This is a genomic window from Microaerobacter geothermalis, from assembly GCF_021608135.1.
GTDB lineage: Bacteria > Bacillota > Bacilli > DSM-22679 > DSM-22679 > Microaerobacter > Microaerobacter geothermalis.
Window position 1 is genome coordinate 1 of the sequence record NZ_JAKIHL010000001.1, and the last position, 15,388, is coordinate 15,388.

Annotated in this window: 14 protein-coding genes and 1 riboswitch; all 14 genes read left to right on the plus strand. The window is 41.1% G+C overall.

Annotated elements, in window-relative coordinates; genetic code table 11:
• Positions 1–492: 492 nt before the first annotated feature.
• Positions 493–1,257, plus strand: a complete 765-nt coding sequence (sigI, locus tag L1765_RS00005) for an RNA polymerase sigma-I factor (protein WP_236402998.1) — start codon at positions 493–495, stop codon at positions 1,255–1,257.
• A gap of 15 nt (positions 1,258–1,272) precedes the next feature.
• Positions 1,273–2,496: an anti-sigma factor domain-containing protein gene (locus tag L1765_RS00010; RefSeq protein ID WP_236403004.1), complete on the plus strand. Its 1,224-nt coding sequence runs from the start codon at positions 1,273–1,275 to the stop codon at positions 2,494–2,496.
• 181 nt (positions 2,497–2,677) lie between these two features.
• Positions 2,678–3,382, plus strand: coding sequence for a tetratricopeptide repeat protein (locus L1765_RS00015; RefSeq protein ID WP_236403005.1), 705 nt, complete (start codon positions 2,678–2,680; stop codon positions 3,380–3,382).
• A gap of 58 nt (positions 3,383–3,440) precedes the next feature.
• Positions 3,441–3,551: riboswitch (SAM riboswitch) on the plus strand.
• Positions 3,552–3,621: 70 nt separating this feature from the next.
• On the plus strand, positions 3,622–4,656 hold the full coding sequence (locus tag L1765_RS00020; protein ID WP_236403008.1) for a methionine ABC transporter ATP-binding protein: 1,035 nt from the start codon (positions 3,622–3,624) through the stop codon (positions 4,654–4,656).
• Between the two features lie 3 nt (positions 4,657–4,659).
• On the plus strand, positions 4,660–5,340 hold the full coding sequence (locus L1765_RS00025; protein ID WP_236403941.1) for a methionine ABC transporter permease: 681 nt from the start codon (positions 4,660–4,662) through the stop codon (positions 5,338–5,340).
• 36 nt (positions 5,341–5,376) lie between these two features.
• Entirely contained in the window at positions 5,377–6,198 is an 822-nt protein-coding gene (locus tag L1765_RS00030) for a MetQ/NlpA family ABC transporter substrate-binding protein (RefSeq protein WP_236403009.1), read from the plus strand.
• A gap of 253 nt (positions 6,199–6,451) precedes the next feature.
• The gene (locus L1765_RS00035; protein ID WP_236403011.1) at positions 6,452–7,000 is read left to right on the plus strand and encodes a flavin reductase family protein; all 549 of its coding nucleotides are present in this window, start codon (positions 6,452–6,454) and stop codon (positions 6,998–7,000) included.
• 378 nt (positions 7,001–7,378) lie between these two features.
• Positions 7,379–8,785, plus strand: coding sequence for an aspartate aminotransferase family protein (locus tag L1765_RS00040; protein WP_236403013.1), 1,407 nt, complete (start codon positions 7,379–7,381; stop codon positions 8,783–8,785).
• A gap of 165 nt (positions 8,786–8,950) precedes the next feature.
• The gene (locus L1765_RS00045; RefSeq protein ID WP_236403015.1) at positions 8,951–9,811 is read left to right on the plus strand and encodes a MurR/RpiR family transcriptional regulator; all 861 of its coding nucleotides are present in this window, start codon (positions 8,951–8,953) and stop codon (positions 9,809–9,811) included.
• 336 nt (positions 9,812–10,147) lie between these two features.
• A complete protein-coding gene (sufC, locus tag L1765_RS00050; protein ID WP_236403016.1) occupies positions 10,148–10,939 on the plus strand; it encodes a Fe-S cluster assembly ATPase SufC in 792 nt (263 codons plus the stop codon).
• 11 nt (positions 10,940–10,950) lie between these two features.
• Positions 10,951–12,261, plus strand: a complete 1,311-nt coding sequence (gene sufD / locus L1765_RS00055; RefSeq protein WP_236403017.1) for a Fe-S cluster assembly protein SufD — start codon at positions 10,951–10,953, stop codon at positions 12,259–12,261.
• Positions 12,258–13,484: a cysteine desulfurase gene (locus tag L1765_RS00060; RefSeq protein WP_236403018.1), complete on the plus strand. Its 1,227-nt coding sequence runs from the start codon at positions 12,258–12,260 to the stop codon at positions 13,482–13,484. The genes sufD and L1765_RS00060 overlap by 4 nt, the downstream gene beginning before the upstream one ends.
• Positions 13,471–13,917, plus strand: coding sequence for a Fe-S cluster assembly sulfur transfer protein SufU (sufU, locus tag L1765_RS00065; RefSeq protein WP_268928588.1), 447 nt, complete (start codon positions 13,471–13,473; stop codon positions 13,915–13,917). The genes L1765_RS00060 and sufU overlap by 14 nt, the downstream gene beginning before the upstream one ends.
• 13 nt (positions 13,918–13,930) lie before the next feature.
• The gene (sufB, locus tag L1765_RS00070; RefSeq protein ID WP_236403019.1) at positions 13,931–15,328 is read left to right on the plus strand and encodes a Fe-S cluster assembly protein SufB; all 1,398 of its coding nucleotides are present in this window, start codon (positions 13,931–13,933) and stop codon (positions 15,326–15,328) included.
• The last annotated feature ends 60 nt before the right edge of the window (positions 15,329–15,388 follow it).

Here is a 15,388-nt window from a genome sequence, read left to right on the forward strand (position 1 = left end):
GATCAGAGACAAACAGTAATTTGATATTCGTGCTCGCAGCAACAGGAATTTGTGCTCAATGATCGATGCTGTCCGTTTAGTTCGCGGGGTCTGATATTGCTACCACCATAAAGATTTACGACTTACCCATTCCCCTGTTCAATTTCAATTATGGAAAGATAACGATGATACAGTAACTAGGTAACTACTGGATGGAATTATTTTCATGCGAATTTGTGACCCTTCGGGTCATGTAAGTTTAGTTACGTTTATAAAGTTTCATTTGAATGGACAAATTTTTTGAATGGAAAAGTTTGAATTGAACTGATGGACATGAAGGATTCCCCGTGAACAGTCGGGGAATTTTTTCTTGCACTGCAGGAAAATATAGAACTTTGCCAAATCATTGGCAAAGGCTAAGGAAAGCAGTACCGAAACGCACGCAATCTGGAATCGAACCCTCATAAAATAAGAAACTGTTTCGAATAGATCTATTTGGGGAGGTGATCCCGAATGCTGTTTAGCTTATTTAAATTTCAGTTTACCACCAGGGATACGGAAGAAAAAACCCTTGAAGAATTGGTAATGGAGATACAGATTCATCAGATGGATGAGCTGAGGAATCATCTGCTCCAGAAATACCGCTCATTTATAAGTAAAAGCGTATCAAGGGTATGTCAACGTTATATTGATCCTTCCGTTGATGATGAGTTTAGCGTTGGCCTTGAAGCTTTTAACGAGGCCATTTCCCAATATTCACCGGAAAAAGGGAAATCTTTTTTAACCTTTGCAGATATGGTAATCAAAAGACGAGTCATTGATTACATACGGAAGGAATGTAAATACGATCAATCCATCTCCCTATTTCATCAGGAAGGAGAAGAAGGGGAAGAATATCGTCCCTATGAGATTCGAGCGGCAATCCTTCAATATCAGATGGATAGTGATACGGTTAAAAGAAAGGAAGAAATTTTTCTCCTCCAGGAGAAATTAAAGGATTATGGTGTTTCTTTTATGGATCTGGTGGATGAAGCCCCTAGACATGTGGATGCTAGACAAAATGCCTTTAGTATTGCGAAATTATTAGTTGAGGATCACTCATTGAAGCAAACGTTTCTTCATAAAAAGCGTTTGCCATTAAAAGAGTTAACGAAAAAAGTAGAACTAAGTAGAAAAACCATTGAAAGGAATCGAAAGTATATAACAGCACTGGCACTCATTCAGATAGGAGACTTTCCATATTTAAGATCCTATCTGACAGGTCTGGAAAGAAGCTAGAAAGGAGGGAGCCTGATGAAAAAGGGTATTGTCATGCAATTAGGAACAAGATCAATGGTCATTATGACACCTGATGGAGAATTTTTAAAGGTGCGTCGCAGAAACCAGGATATACAAGTAGGAGAAGAAATTATTGTTCACCCCCCTTCCGTCAAGCTGAAAGCGATGCCGATGCTGGTAGCCAGTATTGTTTTCATTTTGCTATTTATTCCATTCTTTTTACTTCAACAAAATCCGGTTTATGCCTATGTGTCACTGGATATTAATCCGAGTGTTGAGTTAGGTGTAGATAAAGAGAAAAGAGTAACAGAAGTTATTGCCTATAATGAAGACGGGGAGAGATTGGTAGATCAGCTGAATCAGGGAGAGTGGAAAGGAGAATCATTGGAACTAGTTGCCACTCAACTGATTCAGTTTGCTAAGGACATGGGATATCTCAAAGGGGAAGGAGAAATTCTCGTAACTACTACCTTGGTTGCATCAGATGAAAATAGTATTCAGTTTGCCAACGACATTGAAGATCAGCTTTCAGATAAACTGGAAAAAGAAAATATTCAGCTTTCGTTGATCAGAAGCGAATCCAAATGGAGGGAAGAGGCGAAAAATCAGGAAGTGTCTCCAGGAAAATATGCCATCTATTTAATGGCTAAGGAAAGCGGAATCGAAGTTTCCCTTGATTCGATAAAAGAGAAAACCATCGCTGATCTTGCCAAAGAATCAAATGGTATTGGCAAGTTAATAAAGGAACATAAAATAAAAGAAAAACGGCAGGAGAATCGGGAGAAAGGCAACCAAAAGGGAGACGATAATGATAAAGAAGAAAAAACTGAGAAACTAACAGATGAAATTTTTAATAGGGTAGAGGATGGAGTAAAGAAAAAGGCAGAAGAAGTAAATGAAAAGGAAAAAGAAAAGGAAAAGGAAATCGAAAAAAAGACAGGTGACATCGGCAAAGGAATCTTCAAGGGTAAAGAAGAAGAGAAAGAGGAGAAAGAGAAAGAGGAGAAAGAGAAAGAGGAGAAAGAGAAAGAGGAGAAAGAGAAAGAGGAGAAAGAGAAAGAGGAGAAAGAGAAAGAGGAGAAAAAGGAAAATAAGGAAAATAAGGAAAATAAGGAAAATAAGGAAAATGAAAGAGAACTAAAGTATCTAGAAAAAAATGAAAAGGATGACGATGAAAGTCAGTTTAAAGGGAAAAAGGAAGAAAAAGATAAAGAAAACGGAAAAGTAGATGAAGATTAACCCCCATAAATTGATATCCTCTCAAAATTCATATAGCGTAACAAATAAAGACAGGAAACAAAAAAAGAGCCAATCTTTTACCGATTGGCTCTTTTTGTTAAACTAAAGAAATGATCAATTTGTGACCCTTCGGTCATGCATGTTTACTTCCGTTATTGTATTTTTAGAAAGGAGAATCTCAATGAATCCGATCTCACATGATGAAATGGTGAATCAATTGGCTGAACGTGCCGAAAAATTAGTAGGACGATTTCTTCCAAATGATACATTTCGCAAGTTTTCCCAACCCAATACTCGGATGATGGTGGCTGTCATGGCCCTCAGATATCATCATCATGACTTGGCTTATGATATCTTTCATACCATTGCCGTTGAAGGACCTAAGGAAGATCAAAATGAGCATTTTGCCTATGTCCGTTCCTTGGCAGAAATGGCCGAAATCAACGGCTCAAGAGGAAATTATGAATTGGCGATCCAACAAATGGAGGAGGCCATTTCCCAATATCCGCCGCAAATGGGATATATGATGAGTATTGAGCATCTCAAGGTGTACTTGTGCGACTATTATTTTCACAAGGGTGAACAAGAAAAGGCGATTACCATGTGTAAAAGGCTGATTGAGGAAAAGAAGGAAGAATTTTATTCTTATTCATCACAAGAAGAAGCGAAATCAACGGTTGGACCTTCCCTGTGTTATGCCATTCATCAATTGGCACTGTTTTATCGCCAAATGGAATGGTGGCAAGAAGCCCTTGCTTGGATGAAAGAGCTTTATTTATTTGCATTACAGATCAATTATGAATTATGGGATAAGGCTGAAGACAAAGAAAATTCGGGAGAAAGAAAAGAGGCTTTTGACATGTATCAAGAAGCAATTTCCTATTGACATGTACATGTCTGCGTGGTAACTTGTAATCATGTCAAAAATGATATGAATAATATATCTCTTATTCAGAGAGGTGGAGGGACTGGCCCGATGAAGCCCGGCAACCCCCTTGGATTTTAAATCAGGGGAAGGTGCCAATTCCTGCAGGATTTTTCCTGAGAGATAAGAGGGGTCGGTTCGCTCAAAAACCTTTCTGTCTCAGGAAAGGTTTTTATTATTTAGTGAGGGGGTGTGCCATTATGATAAGGATTAAGAAATTGGAAAAAGTCTTTTCATCGGGAAAAAAGCAGGTGAAAGCCTTATCTGATATCAATCTTGAAGTTCAAAAGGGAGAAATATTTGGAGTGATTGGTTACAGCGGTGCAGGAAAAAGCACATTGATCAGGACGATCAATATGCTTGAGCCACCTACCTCTGGGAGCATTCAAGTGTCTAATGTGGAAATGACTCGGCTTTCAGTCCGTGACTTGCGGAAAGCCCGGCAGGAAATCGGAATGATCTTTCAGCATTTTAATTTGCTTTGGTCTAGAACGGTGAAGGAAAATATCGCTTTTCCTTTGGAGATTGCCGGAGTTTCTAAGGAGAATATTGAGAAAAGGGTGAATGAGTTGGTTGAATTGGTGGGCCTAAAAGAAAGGGCAGATGCTTATCCCTCTGAGCTAAGCGGTGGACAGAAACAAAGGGTAGGCATTGCAAGGGCTCTTGCCAATCATCCGAAGGTTTTGCTTTGTGATGAAGCCACTTCAGCTTTAGATCCGAAAACGACCGATTCTATTCTAGATTTGTTAAAAGAAATTAATGAAAAATTGGGGCTAACCATTGTTCTCATTACCCATGAAATGCACGTGATCCAAAAAATTTGTGACCGGGTCGCGGTAATTGAAAATGGGAAAATCGTTGAGATGGGAACGGTCCTTGAGGTTTTCAGCCATCCAAAAACAGAAATCGCAAAACGTTTTGTAAAACAGGTGACAGAACCGGATGATACATTGGAACAACTTCATGATTGGGAAGAACTGTTAAAGGATGGTTCTCTGGTGAAGCTGTCATTTCTTGGGGACTCGGCAGAAAGGCCGCTCATAAATCGTTTAATTAAAAAGTTTGATGTAGAAGTTAATATTCTTCATGGACATGTCAACCGGATACAAGGAAATTCCTATGGTACTTTGTTCCTGCAGTTGATCGGTCCGGAAGAGGAACAGAAGAAAGCCATTCGCTTTCTCCGTGAAGAGAAGGTGGAAGTGGAACATCTGGCCCAGAAGGGAGGGGAATAGGTGATGGAATGGATCACAGGATATTTTCAGAATGTGATGACCAATTGGGATGGAGTTCTTCTAGCGACAGGGGAAACTTTATACATGGTGATTGTTTCTCTATTCTTTGCTTCCCTTCTTGGAATCCCTTTAGGAGTTTTGCTGGTTATTACTAGTCCCGGATATATGGTGCCGATTAAATGGTTAAATTCCATTCTTGGTACGGTGGTTAATATTTTCCGTTCGGTTCCCTATATCGTTCTGATTTTGTGGGTCATTCCCATTTCAAGGATGTTAATTGGAACATCCATTGGACCGACTGCCGCTCTCTTTTCGCTTATTTTAGGCTCTGCCCCTTTTTTGGCAAGACTGGTAGAAACGTCCATTCGGGAGGTGGATAAAGGTGTCATCGAAGCGGCTCAATCCATGGGGGCGAACAATTGGCAAATTATACGAAAGGTGTTGATACCGGAAGCCCTTCCGGCGATTATCTCCAGCATTACCGTTACTTCTGTGGGGCTGGTCGGTTATTCTGCCTTCGCTGGAATTATCGGTGCTGGCGGTTTGGGAAGTATGGCCTACAATTTGGGATACAACTCATTCCAGGGAGATATTTTGTTGGTAACAACCATTCTGTTGGTTTTGATTGTTCAGTTGTTTCAATCCATTGGTGATTGGCTTTCCCGCTTAGTGGATAAGCGATAACTTATATATAAATTTAAGGACAAGGAGAGGAACATGATGAAAAAGTTTGGTATACTCGCTGTATTGGTACTTGCATTAACCGTTGTTTTAGCTGGTTGTGGAGGAAAAGAGGAAGTTTTGAAAGTTGGAGCCACTGCGGTTCCCCATGCGGAAGTATTGAATGAAGTGGTAAAACCGGCATTGGAGAAAGAGGGAATTAAGTTAGAAGTGGTTGTTTTGCAGGATTATGTGACACCAAATACCATGCTGGCCGAGAAAGAATTGGATGCAAACTACTTCCAGCACATTCCTTGGTTGGAAAATACAAATAAGGAGAAGGGATTAAATCTAATTCCTCTTGTAGGTGTTCATATTGAACCAATGGGTGCGTATTCCAATAAGGAAAAAGCCTATCAGTCCATTGATGAACTTCCGAACGGTGCAACAGTTGCCGTTACAAACAGCTCCAGTGAAATTGGTCGTGTTCTCGCGCTATTGGAAGCCAATGGTTTGATTAAACTAAAGGATGGAGTAGGAATTAACGGTCAGTTAACAGATATTGTTGAAAATCCAAAGAATCTAAAGTTTACCCAGCTTGATCCGGCTATGCTTCCCCGTGCCATTGAAGATCCGAAGGTTGATCTGGCGGTCATTAATACCAATTTTGCCCTTCAGGCTAATTTGGTACCAGCCAAGGATGCTCTCATTCTGGAAGATGCAGATTCTCCCTATGTCAATGTCTTAGCTATACGTCCAGACAACAAAGAAGATGCCCGCATCCAGAAGCTGGCTGAAGTTTTGTTATCTGAGGAAGTAAAAACTTTTATCGAAGAAAAATATGCTGGCGCAGTTGTTCCTGCCCAAAAGAAATACGAATAGATGACCTGAATTTGTGAAATAACAATTTTACAGTGAAGGCAAAAATGGTAAGCTTACAAATGGAGCTTACCATTTTTTTTTTGGCTAATAAGAAAGTATAAATCTTTTATTTATACTTTCTTATGTCGCATAAGGGCAACTACGCCTCTGTCTTCGCCCAAGGGCTCGCCAATCGGCGAGTTTTCTTTACCCGGAAAAGTTCCATGTGAAGAAAGTCTCTTGAAGAAAGTTTTTTAATGAAAGGAAGAGGGAAATGCTGCAGATCGCAAAGGAAGGAACATCCTGTTATTTGCCCAATTTGGTGGCTGTCGTGACCAGTCAATATGAAGGGGAAGAAAACATGATGGCAGCCTCGTGGTATTCACAAGTGTCAGCCCATCCCTTACGGTTTGGAGTAGCCATCTCCAAGGAGAGATATACCTATTCTCTTGTCAAGCAATCGGGAGCTTTTGCCATTAATTTTTTACCGTACTCCCATTCCCATTGGATAAAAATCAGCGGAACCATATCGAAAAGAGATCAAGACAAACTAACATCTCAATCCATCGACCTGATTTCAGGGGAAAAGACAGGAGTCCCTATTCTCGCCCAATCCTTTTTAGCGTATGAATGCCGTGTTCACCAAATGATTCCCTGCGGGGACCATGACTGGTTTGTTGGGGATATCATCACAACCTATTGGCAGCCTGATTGTTTTAATGAATATGGATCGGTTAATCTTAACCATCTTCACTATCCGTTGCATTTAGGTGGATTTCATTTTTTGAATTTAAAGCAGGTTAATCAGCTCAAATCAGATTGATTAGAGTAACAAAAGCTTTTCAGAAACAGAGAAAACACCACATGAGACATCCCGTAGCGGGTAACAGTAGGTTCACGGGATGTGTTTCTTCTTTCTGTTCATTTCACAAGTCGATCCTTTTACATGCCCAATTTTCGAAAGAATATGAAAATGTTAAAAATCGGGAGATAATTGCAGAGAAACTCTTAAATAGAGAGTTATCTCTGCATTTTTTTGCAAATTTGCCAAAATATCAAGAAATATAGAGGTGAGCAACCCTTTAAAAAATAATGAAAAGGTGTATTATGAAATATATATTTCATAATTAAGTAATAAAGAAGGATATATTCCTTCAAATGAATTGCGAGATGAAATTACCTTGAAGGGGGAAATGGAGAGATGGCAATTGAGGTGTTGGAAATTGATCCTAAGGAGGCACTAATAAGGAAAACACCAGGATCAAAAAGGTTTTTTGAAGAAGCGCAACAGGTGATGCCTGGAGGAGTAACGGCAAACATTAAGTATTTTGATCCGTATCCAATCATCATGGGCGAAGCAAACGGCTCCAGGTTAAGAGATATTGACGGGAATCCATATATCGATTATCTGCTTTGCTATGGTGCATTAATGCTGGGACACGGCCATTTCCGAATCACCAATGCCGTTCTAAAGCAGATGATGAATAAGGGGACCACCATCTTTGGGACCCCCCATGAGCTAGAAGTGGAAATGGCCAAGAAGTTGATTCATTTATATCGGGGAATAGAACAGGTCAGATACACAAACTCCGGCACAGAAGCAACCCTGTTGGCGGTTCGATTGGCTTGTGCCTATACCGGTAAGGACAAAATCGCCAAATTTGAGGGCCACTATCATGGAGGATATGAACAGGTACTGGTTAGTGTCAATCCTCCTTTAGATCTGGCCGGAGAGGAGGAAGAACCCCAATCCATTCCTGAATCAGCAGGAGTGACCGATTATCATTTGCAGCACACCATTTCCCTTCCATTTAACCAATTGGAAGCGACCGAGAAAATATTGCGAAAAAATGCCGATGAATTGGCGGCCGTGATCATTGAACCGGTGCAAGGCGGATTCATTCCGGCAAAGAAGGAATTCCTTGCAGGTTTGCGGAAAATCACGGATGAATTAAACATTGTTCTCATCTTTGATGAGGTAAAAACTGGCTTTCGCGTGGCATTAGGAGGGGCTCAAGAACATTACCAGATCAAACCTGATCTTACTACCCTGGGTAAAGTGCTGGGCGGAGGGTTCCCCATTGGAGTCGTTGGCGGAAAAAAAGAAATCATGGAAATCAGTTCTCCCCAGGGGAAGAGAGATGCCCTTGACATTAGTTCAGCCAACGTAAAACCAAGCAAATCCGATGTTCTGTTTCACAGCGGAACCTATAATGGACATCCCTCTATATTGGCTGCCGGATTGGCAACCATAGAGGTGTTGGAAGAAACTGATTCCTACCAGCAAATTATTCTTGCTACCGAAAGATTAAAAAATGGCATCAATGATGTCTTTAATGCCTATCGGGTACCCGGGAAAACGATTGGGTTAGGAAGTATCTTTAATGTGGTTATTACCGATCATCCGGTGCAAAATTATCGAGATATGGTAAAGAGCCAAATCGGTCTTCGAAAAGAACTGGATTATGAATTGTTGAACCTGGGAATTTATACAAAACCCCTGAATCGTTACTCCGTATCCCTTTCCCATACGGAAAAAGAGATTCAATATACCATTGATGCGTACGATATGGCCTTGAAAAGAATGAAAAGGAGAGGGATTTTTTGAAGAAAAAAGGATTTCCTTTTCACTTTGTAGAATTATTTTTTGGACGGACCTAAACATCCATGACCGAAGGGTCACAAATTGTTATGAAAATGTATTTTCAGAACTCGACTAGTGGACGCGTCAATCTTTAGATTCACATCTATAAATTTAGAAGGGAGGATTGATATGTATCACTCCGATGTTTTTCAACGCATTCGCGAGAAGACTTCAGAGATGAGCAAAGCACAGCAAAAGATCGCCCGATATCTTATACAGCACCCCGATACATCCCCCTTCTTAACCGCTGCAAAACTGGCCAAGAAAGCAGAAGTAGGAGAGGCCACAGTTGTGAGGTTTGCCAATTTTCTGGGATATCGCGGATATCCGGAGCTTCAGTCCCACCTTCAGGAAGCGATAAAACGGCAGCTCTCAACGGTTGAACGTCTGGAACAATATCTTGATGAGTATGATGGAGAAGAAAAAATTGTGTATGAAGTGCTGAATAATGATATCGAAAACTTACAGAATACTATTCAGCAGTTAGACCCTTCCCAATTTAGGGAAGCGGTAAAGGCCATCGTTGAAGCCAAAAATATATATATTATTGCGTATCGAAGTGCTGTAGCATTAGGGACATTTATGGAATTTTATCTTGATCTGATTCTTCAAAACACAGAATTGGTAAGACAAGCGGATGGGATCTCAGAGCATTTGTTGGGAATCACCGATAGGGATTTGGTTATTGGTATCGGCTTTGCCCGCTACACCAAGAGAACGGTTGAAGTGATGAAATATTCCAAGGAAAAGGGGGCAAAAACCATGGCCATCACCGACAATTTGATGTCCCCCCTTATTCCCCATTCTGACATCGTATTAACTGCTTCTAGTCACATTACCTCCATTATCGATTCCTTCTCCGCTCCCCTCAGTATTATCAACGGACTCATTACAGCGGTTACGCAAAAGGAACAATCAAAGGTAAAAAAGAGGTTAAAAGAACTGGAAGACTTGTGGGGTACCTTTGATGTGTTTTATAAAGCAAAATAATTTCAAGTGGTAACCAAAGTAGATGATTCATTGGCTTCTATAGCCATCGGATAAAAGCCAGAGAAGACTCTGGTTTTTTGTTATATACAAAAACATTTTATAAACATAAACATATAAAAAATATAAAAATAGTTGTTTCCTTGATTTACATCGGTGATATAGTATAAAATAGGAATTGATAATCAAATGAGAATAAATTAGCTTGACTATTTCTCCATAGAGTATAACAATAATGAAGAAGTATAAAAAATGAGTGATAGTTAAGGATTTATCTCATGCTAAAGGAAGCTGATTCCTTTTAAATCATATATATCTTTTGCAAATGGAGGGATAATCATGTCAACCAGTACACCTAACTTAAAAATAGAGAATTTGCATGTCTCTATCGATGAGAAGGAAATTATAAAAGGGTTAACCTTAGAGATTAAGGGCGGGGAAGTTCATGCCATCATGGGACCAAACGGAACGGGGAAAAGTACTTTAGCCTCTGCCTTAATGGGGCATCCGAAATATGAAATTACCAGTGGTAGGGTAACATTGGACGGAGAAGATCTGTTGGAAATGACTACAGATGAAAGGGCCAGAAAAGGTTTGTTTCTTGCCATGCAGTATCCAAGTGAGATAAGCGGAGTCACCAATGCCGATTTTCTGCGAAGCGCCATTAATGCCAAAATGGGAGAAGGCAATGAAATTTCTTTGATGAAATTTATTCGTCAACTGGATGAAAAGATGGCTGTTTTGGAAATGGATTCTTCCATGTCTCAGCGTTATTTAAATGAAGGATTCTCCGGCGGAGAAAAAAAGAGAAATGAAATTCTGCAAATGATGATGCTAAACCCCCGGATCGCTATATTGGATGAAATTGATTCCGGGCTGGATATCGATGCCCTGAAAGTAGTAGCCAACGGTGTAAACAGCATGCGCAAACCTGAATTGGGAGTATTGATTATCACTCACTACCAACGCTTGCTTAACTATATTAAACCTGATTTTGTCCATGTGATGATGAATGGGAAAATTGTTCGTTCCGGTGGTCCTGAGCTGGCCGAGCGATTGGAAGCAGATGGATACGACTGGATTAAAGAAGAATTGGGCATAGAAGATGTAACTGTTGGGCAAGAGGCATAGGAGGTGTGGTCATGGGTCTGGATACAAAAGCGAAATTAGATCGGGAAAAAATCATCCAGTATTCTGAAAGGACCAAAGAACCTTTTTGGATGAAAGAGAGGCGTCTCCATGCATTCGAGCAATTTGAAAAGCTGCCGTTGCCTAAACTGGAGAAAACAAAGATAGACAATTGGGAGTTGTATCCTTCATTAGAATATCAAGAAGAAGAAAGAGTGAACGAGGTTACTCAATTGCCAAAAGAAATTCTTTCTTATTTAAGTGATGAAGGAGAAATTTTGCCCACTTTGTTTCTTCAAAAAAATCATCAAGCGGTCTATTCACATCTTTCAGATCAATTAAAAGAACTGGGTGTGATCTTTACGGATCTTCAGACAGCGATGATTTCCCATTCTGAATTAATAGAGAAAAAATTTATGACAGAAGCCGTATCTACTGGCTTAAACCAATTAACTGCCCTACATGGGGCTGCGTGGGATAACGGTGTCTTCTTGTATGTTCCGAAAAACGTGGAAGTGAAGGTTCCCATTCAAGGGCTTTTTTGGGTGGATGGGAAGGGGAGCAGCATGCTACCTCACATTTTAATTATAGCTGAACAGGGGAGCTCCCTCATTTTCGTAGAAAATGTAATCTCCACTTCTGAAGGTAAAGGTGTTTATAATGGAGTGACAGAGGTTTTTGTAGGTGCCAATGCCAAAGTTACCTTTGCATCTGTCCATCATGCTCCCAAAGATTTTATTGATATTACCCATCGAAAAGCCATTGTTGAGAATGATGGTCACATGGAGTGGATCATTGGTGAAATGAACAATGGGAACACCGTTTCCGAAAATGTGACACTGTTAAAAGGAAGGGGTTCATCGGTAAATACCCAATCTGTCATGATCGGAACAAGAAATCAAAGGGGAAACTATACCTCTAAAGTGATTCATATTGGAACCCATACAGAAAGCAGCATTCTTTCCCGGGGAGTCATGAAAGAGGAATCTACTGCCATTCTAAACGGGATCACCGAAATAAAAAAAGGTGCGCAGAAAGCCAATGGGGAACAGACGGAAAACATCCTGATGCTCAGCGATAAATCTCGGGGTGATGCCAATCCCATTTTGCTTATTGACGAAGATGATGTCAAAGCAGGTCATGCAGCCAGTGTGGGACAGATTAATGCTTCTCAGCTGTTTTATTTTATGTCAAGAGGAATACCGAAGGAAGAGGCGGAACGCCTAATCATTCGTGGATTCTTGGCCCCTGTAGTCTCCAATATCCCCATCGAAGGGGTAAAAAATAGATTAGAACAGGTTATTGAAAGGAAATTAGGAAGATGAATGAACACGAGATTCGAAAATCATTTCCCATCCTTCATCAGGAAGTAAACGGACATCCCTTAGTTTACCTGGATAATGCTGCTACTTCTCAAAAGCCAATCCAGGTGATTGAGGCCATCGAAAATTACTACAAAAAAAATAATTCCAATGTCCATCGCGGTGTCCATACTTTGGGCAACCGGGCCACAGAAGCCTATGAGGGAGCCCGAGAAAAAGTGGCTTCTTTTATCAATGCTGGTTCATCACATGAGATTGTTTTCACAAGGGGAACAACAACTGCATTAAATTTGGTGGCTCAATCCTATGCGAGGGCTTTTCTAAAAGAGGGAGACGAAATCGTCATCACTCCTGCGGAGCACCACAGTAATCTAATTCCGTGGCAACAGGCGGCAAAAGCCACCGGAGCTACGTTGAAATATATTCCCCTTCAGGAAGATGGAACGGTATCCCTTGAAAATGTGAGGAAAACGATCACCCATCGCACGAAACTGGTTTCCATCGCCTATGTTTCCAATGTTTTGGGAACCATCAACCCTATTAAGGAAATTGCCCATATTGCCCATGGGCATGGAGCGATCCTTGTTGTTGACGGGGCTCAATCTACCCCCCATCTAAAGGTGGATGTTCAGGAACTGGATTGTGATTTCTACGCCTTTTCCGGACATAAAATGCTTGGCCCTACAGGAATTGGTGCTTTATATGGGAAAAGAAAATGGTTGGAAAAAATGGAACCCGTTGAATTTGGCGGTGAAATGATTGATTTCGTCGATCTGTATGACTCCACATGGAAGGAGATTCCTTGGAAGTTTGAAGGAGGGACTCCCATTATTGCGGGGGCCGTTGGTCTTGGTGCAGCCATTGATTTTCTTCAGGAGATCGGAATGAATGAAATTGCTGCCCATGAAAGGAAGCTTGTCCAATATGCCTTTGAGAAATTGGAGGGGATTGACGGAATCACCATCTATGGTCCGAGAAAAGGACGTAGCGGAGTGATTACCTTTAATTTGGATCACGTACATCCTCACGATGTAGCCACCGTATTGGATGCTGAAGGGGTTGCGGTACGGGCAGGACATCATTGTTGCCAACCTTTGATGAAGTGGTTAAATGTAACGGCAACTGCCCGGGCAAGCATGTATTTATATAACACAGAAGAAGATATTGACCGATTCATAAATGCACTGATAAAGACAAAGGAGTATTTTAGCCATGTCCTTGGATGACTTATACCGTCGTGTGATCATGGATCATTATCAAAAACCGAGAAATCGTGGGACCATCGAAGATGGAGCGGTCACGGTGAACTTAAATAATCCAACCTGCGGAGACCGTATCCAACTGCAAATGCGCATAGAAGATGAAAAAATTGCTGAGGCAAAATTTGTGGGAGAGGGTTGTTCCATCAGTATGGCTTCCGCTTCAATGATGACCGAGGCGGTCAGGGGATTATCCTTGGATGATGCCATGAAAATGGCAGAGTTATTTTCTCTGATGATGCAAGGGAAAGATATTGATCCTGAAAGTTATGGTCTAGATATTGGCGATATCGAAGCTTTGCAAGGTGTTTCTAAATTTCCCGCAAGAATTAAATGCGCTACCCTTGCGTGGAAAGCCATGGAAAAGGGTTGTGGTGAGTGCAAACTAAAATCTGAGTAAAGGAGGATTTATGATGGCTGGAAAAGCACCGGAGTTACAAGAATATCAATACGGGTTTCATGATCCTGATATTTCTATATTTCGAACAAAAAGGGGTCTCTCTAGGGAGATTGTAGAAGAAATATCTCGTATTAAAGGTGAACCCCAGTGGATGTTGGATTTTCGTTTAAAATCTTTGGAACTATTTTTCCAAAAGCAGATGCCAGATTGGGGAGGAAACTTGTCTGGGCTTGATTTTGACAGTATCACTTATTATGTAAAGCCCTCTGAGAAACAAGGGCGCAGCTGGGATGAAGTGCCTTCTGAAATTAAACAAACCTTTGATAAATTAGGAATTCCCGAGGCAGAACAAAAATATCTGGCGGGAGTATCTGCCCAGTATGAATCGGAAGTGGTCTATCATAATATGCAGAAGGAGTTGGAAGAACAGGGGGTTATTTTCTGTGATACCGATACCGCAGTCCGGGAATATCCTGAACTGGTGAAGGAATATTTCGGAACGGTTGTTCCTCCTGCAGATAACAAATTTGCCGCTTTAAATAGTGCGGTATGGTCTGGTGGAAGCTTCATTTATGTTCCCAAGGGTGTAAAGTGTGAGGTTCCGCTGCAGGCGTATTTCCGTATTAACTCTGAAAACATGGGGCAGTTTGAAAGAACCTTGATTATTGCCGATGAAGACAGTTTTGTTCACTATGTGGAAGGGTGTACCGCACCGATTTATACCACGGATTCCCTTCACAGTGCAGTGGTGGAAATTATCGTCAAGGATCGTGCACGCTGTCGGTATACCACCATCCAAAACTGGTCCAATAACGTTTATAATTTGGTGACTAAGAGGGCCGTCGCTTATTCAGATGCCACCATGGAATGGGTGGATGGGAATATAGGAAGCAAATTAACCATGAAGTATCCTGCCGTCATCATGAAGGGGCCGAGGGCGAAGGCCAATGTATTGTCCATTGCAGTGGCTGGTAAAGGACAGCATCAGGATGCGGGAGCAAAGGTGGTTCATTTGGCTCCTGATTGCACATCTACCATTGTTTCCAAATCCATCAGTAAAGATGGAGGGAAAACCACTTATCGCGGTCTAGCCAATTTTGGAAGGAAGTCAGAGGGTTCCAAAGCCAATATCAAGTGTGATACCTTAATCCTTGATAAGGAATCCACGTCAGATACTATTCCCTATAATGAGGTGTTAAATGACAACATTACTTTAGAACATGAGGCAACGGTTTCTAAGGTAAGTGAGGATCAGCTTTTCTATTTGATGAGCCGCGGCTTATCGGAAGAAGAAGCTACTCAGATGATTGTCATGGGCTTTATCGAACCATTTACTAAAGAGCTTCCGATGGAATATGCCGTAGAAATGAATCGTTTGATTAAGTTCGAGATGGAAGGCTCCATTGGGTAATTGAGAATTTAATAAAAGTGGAGATAAAGGTGAAAACAGCTAAAGGCGAGTCCGAGGGGC

What these genes read in the sequence shown, in the direction of transcription:
- sigI (WP_236402998.1), top strand. Translation starts at nt 493, where the DNA reads ATGCTGTTTAGCTTATTTAAATTTCAGTTTACCACCAGGGATACGGAA.
- L1765_RS00010 (WP_236403004.1), top strand. Translation starts at nt 1,273, where the DNA reads ATGAAAAAGGGTATTGTCATGCAATTAGGAACAAGATCAATGGTCATT.
- L1765_RS00015 (WP_236403005.1), top strand. Translation starts at nt 2,678, where the DNA reads ATGAATCCGATCTCACATGATGAAATGGTGAATCAATTGGCTGAACGT.
- L1765_RS00020 (WP_236403008.1), top strand. Translation starts at nt 3,622, where the DNA reads ATGATAAGGATTAAGAAATTGGAAAAAGTCTTTTCATCGGGAAAAAAG.
- L1765_RS00025 (WP_236403941.1), top strand. Translation starts at nt 4,660, where the DNA reads ATGGAATGGATCACAGGATATTTTCAGAATGTGATGACCAATTGGGAT.
- L1765_RS00030 (WP_236403009.1), top strand. Translation starts at nt 5,377, where the DNA reads ATGAAAAAGTTTGGTATACTCGCTGTATTGGTACTTGCATTAACCGTT.
- L1765_RS00035 (WP_236403011.1), top strand. Translation starts at nt 6,452, where the DNA reads ATGCTGCAGATCGCAAAGGAAGGAACATCCTGTTATTTGCCCAATTTG.
- L1765_RS00040 (WP_236403013.1), top strand. Translation starts at nt 7,379, where the DNA reads ATGGCAATTGAGGTGTTGGAAATTGATCCTAAGGAGGCACTAATAAGG.
- L1765_RS00045 (WP_236403015.1), top strand. Translation starts at nt 8,951, where the DNA reads ATGTATCACTCCGATGTTTTTCAACGCATTCGCGAGAAGACTTCAGAG.
- sufC (WP_236403016.1), top strand. Translation starts at nt 10,148, where the DNA reads ATGTCAACCAGTACACCTAACTTAAAAATAGAGAATTTGCATGTCTCT.
- sufD (WP_236403017.1), top strand. Translation starts at nt 10,951, where the DNA reads ATGGGTCTGGATACAAAAGCGAAATTAGATCGGGAAAAAATCATCCAG.
- L1765_RS00060 (WP_236403018.1), top strand. Translation starts at nt 12,258, where the DNA reads ATGAATGAACACGAGATTCGAAAATCATTTCCCATCCTTCATCAGGAA.
- sufU (WP_268928588.1), top strand. Translation starts at nt 13,471, where the DNA reads ATGTCCTTGGATGACTTATACCGTCGTGTGATCATGGATCATTATCAA.
- sufB (WP_236403019.1), top strand. Translation starts at nt 13,931, where the DNA reads ATGGCTGGAAAAGCACCGGAGTTACAAGAATATCAATACGGGTTTCAT.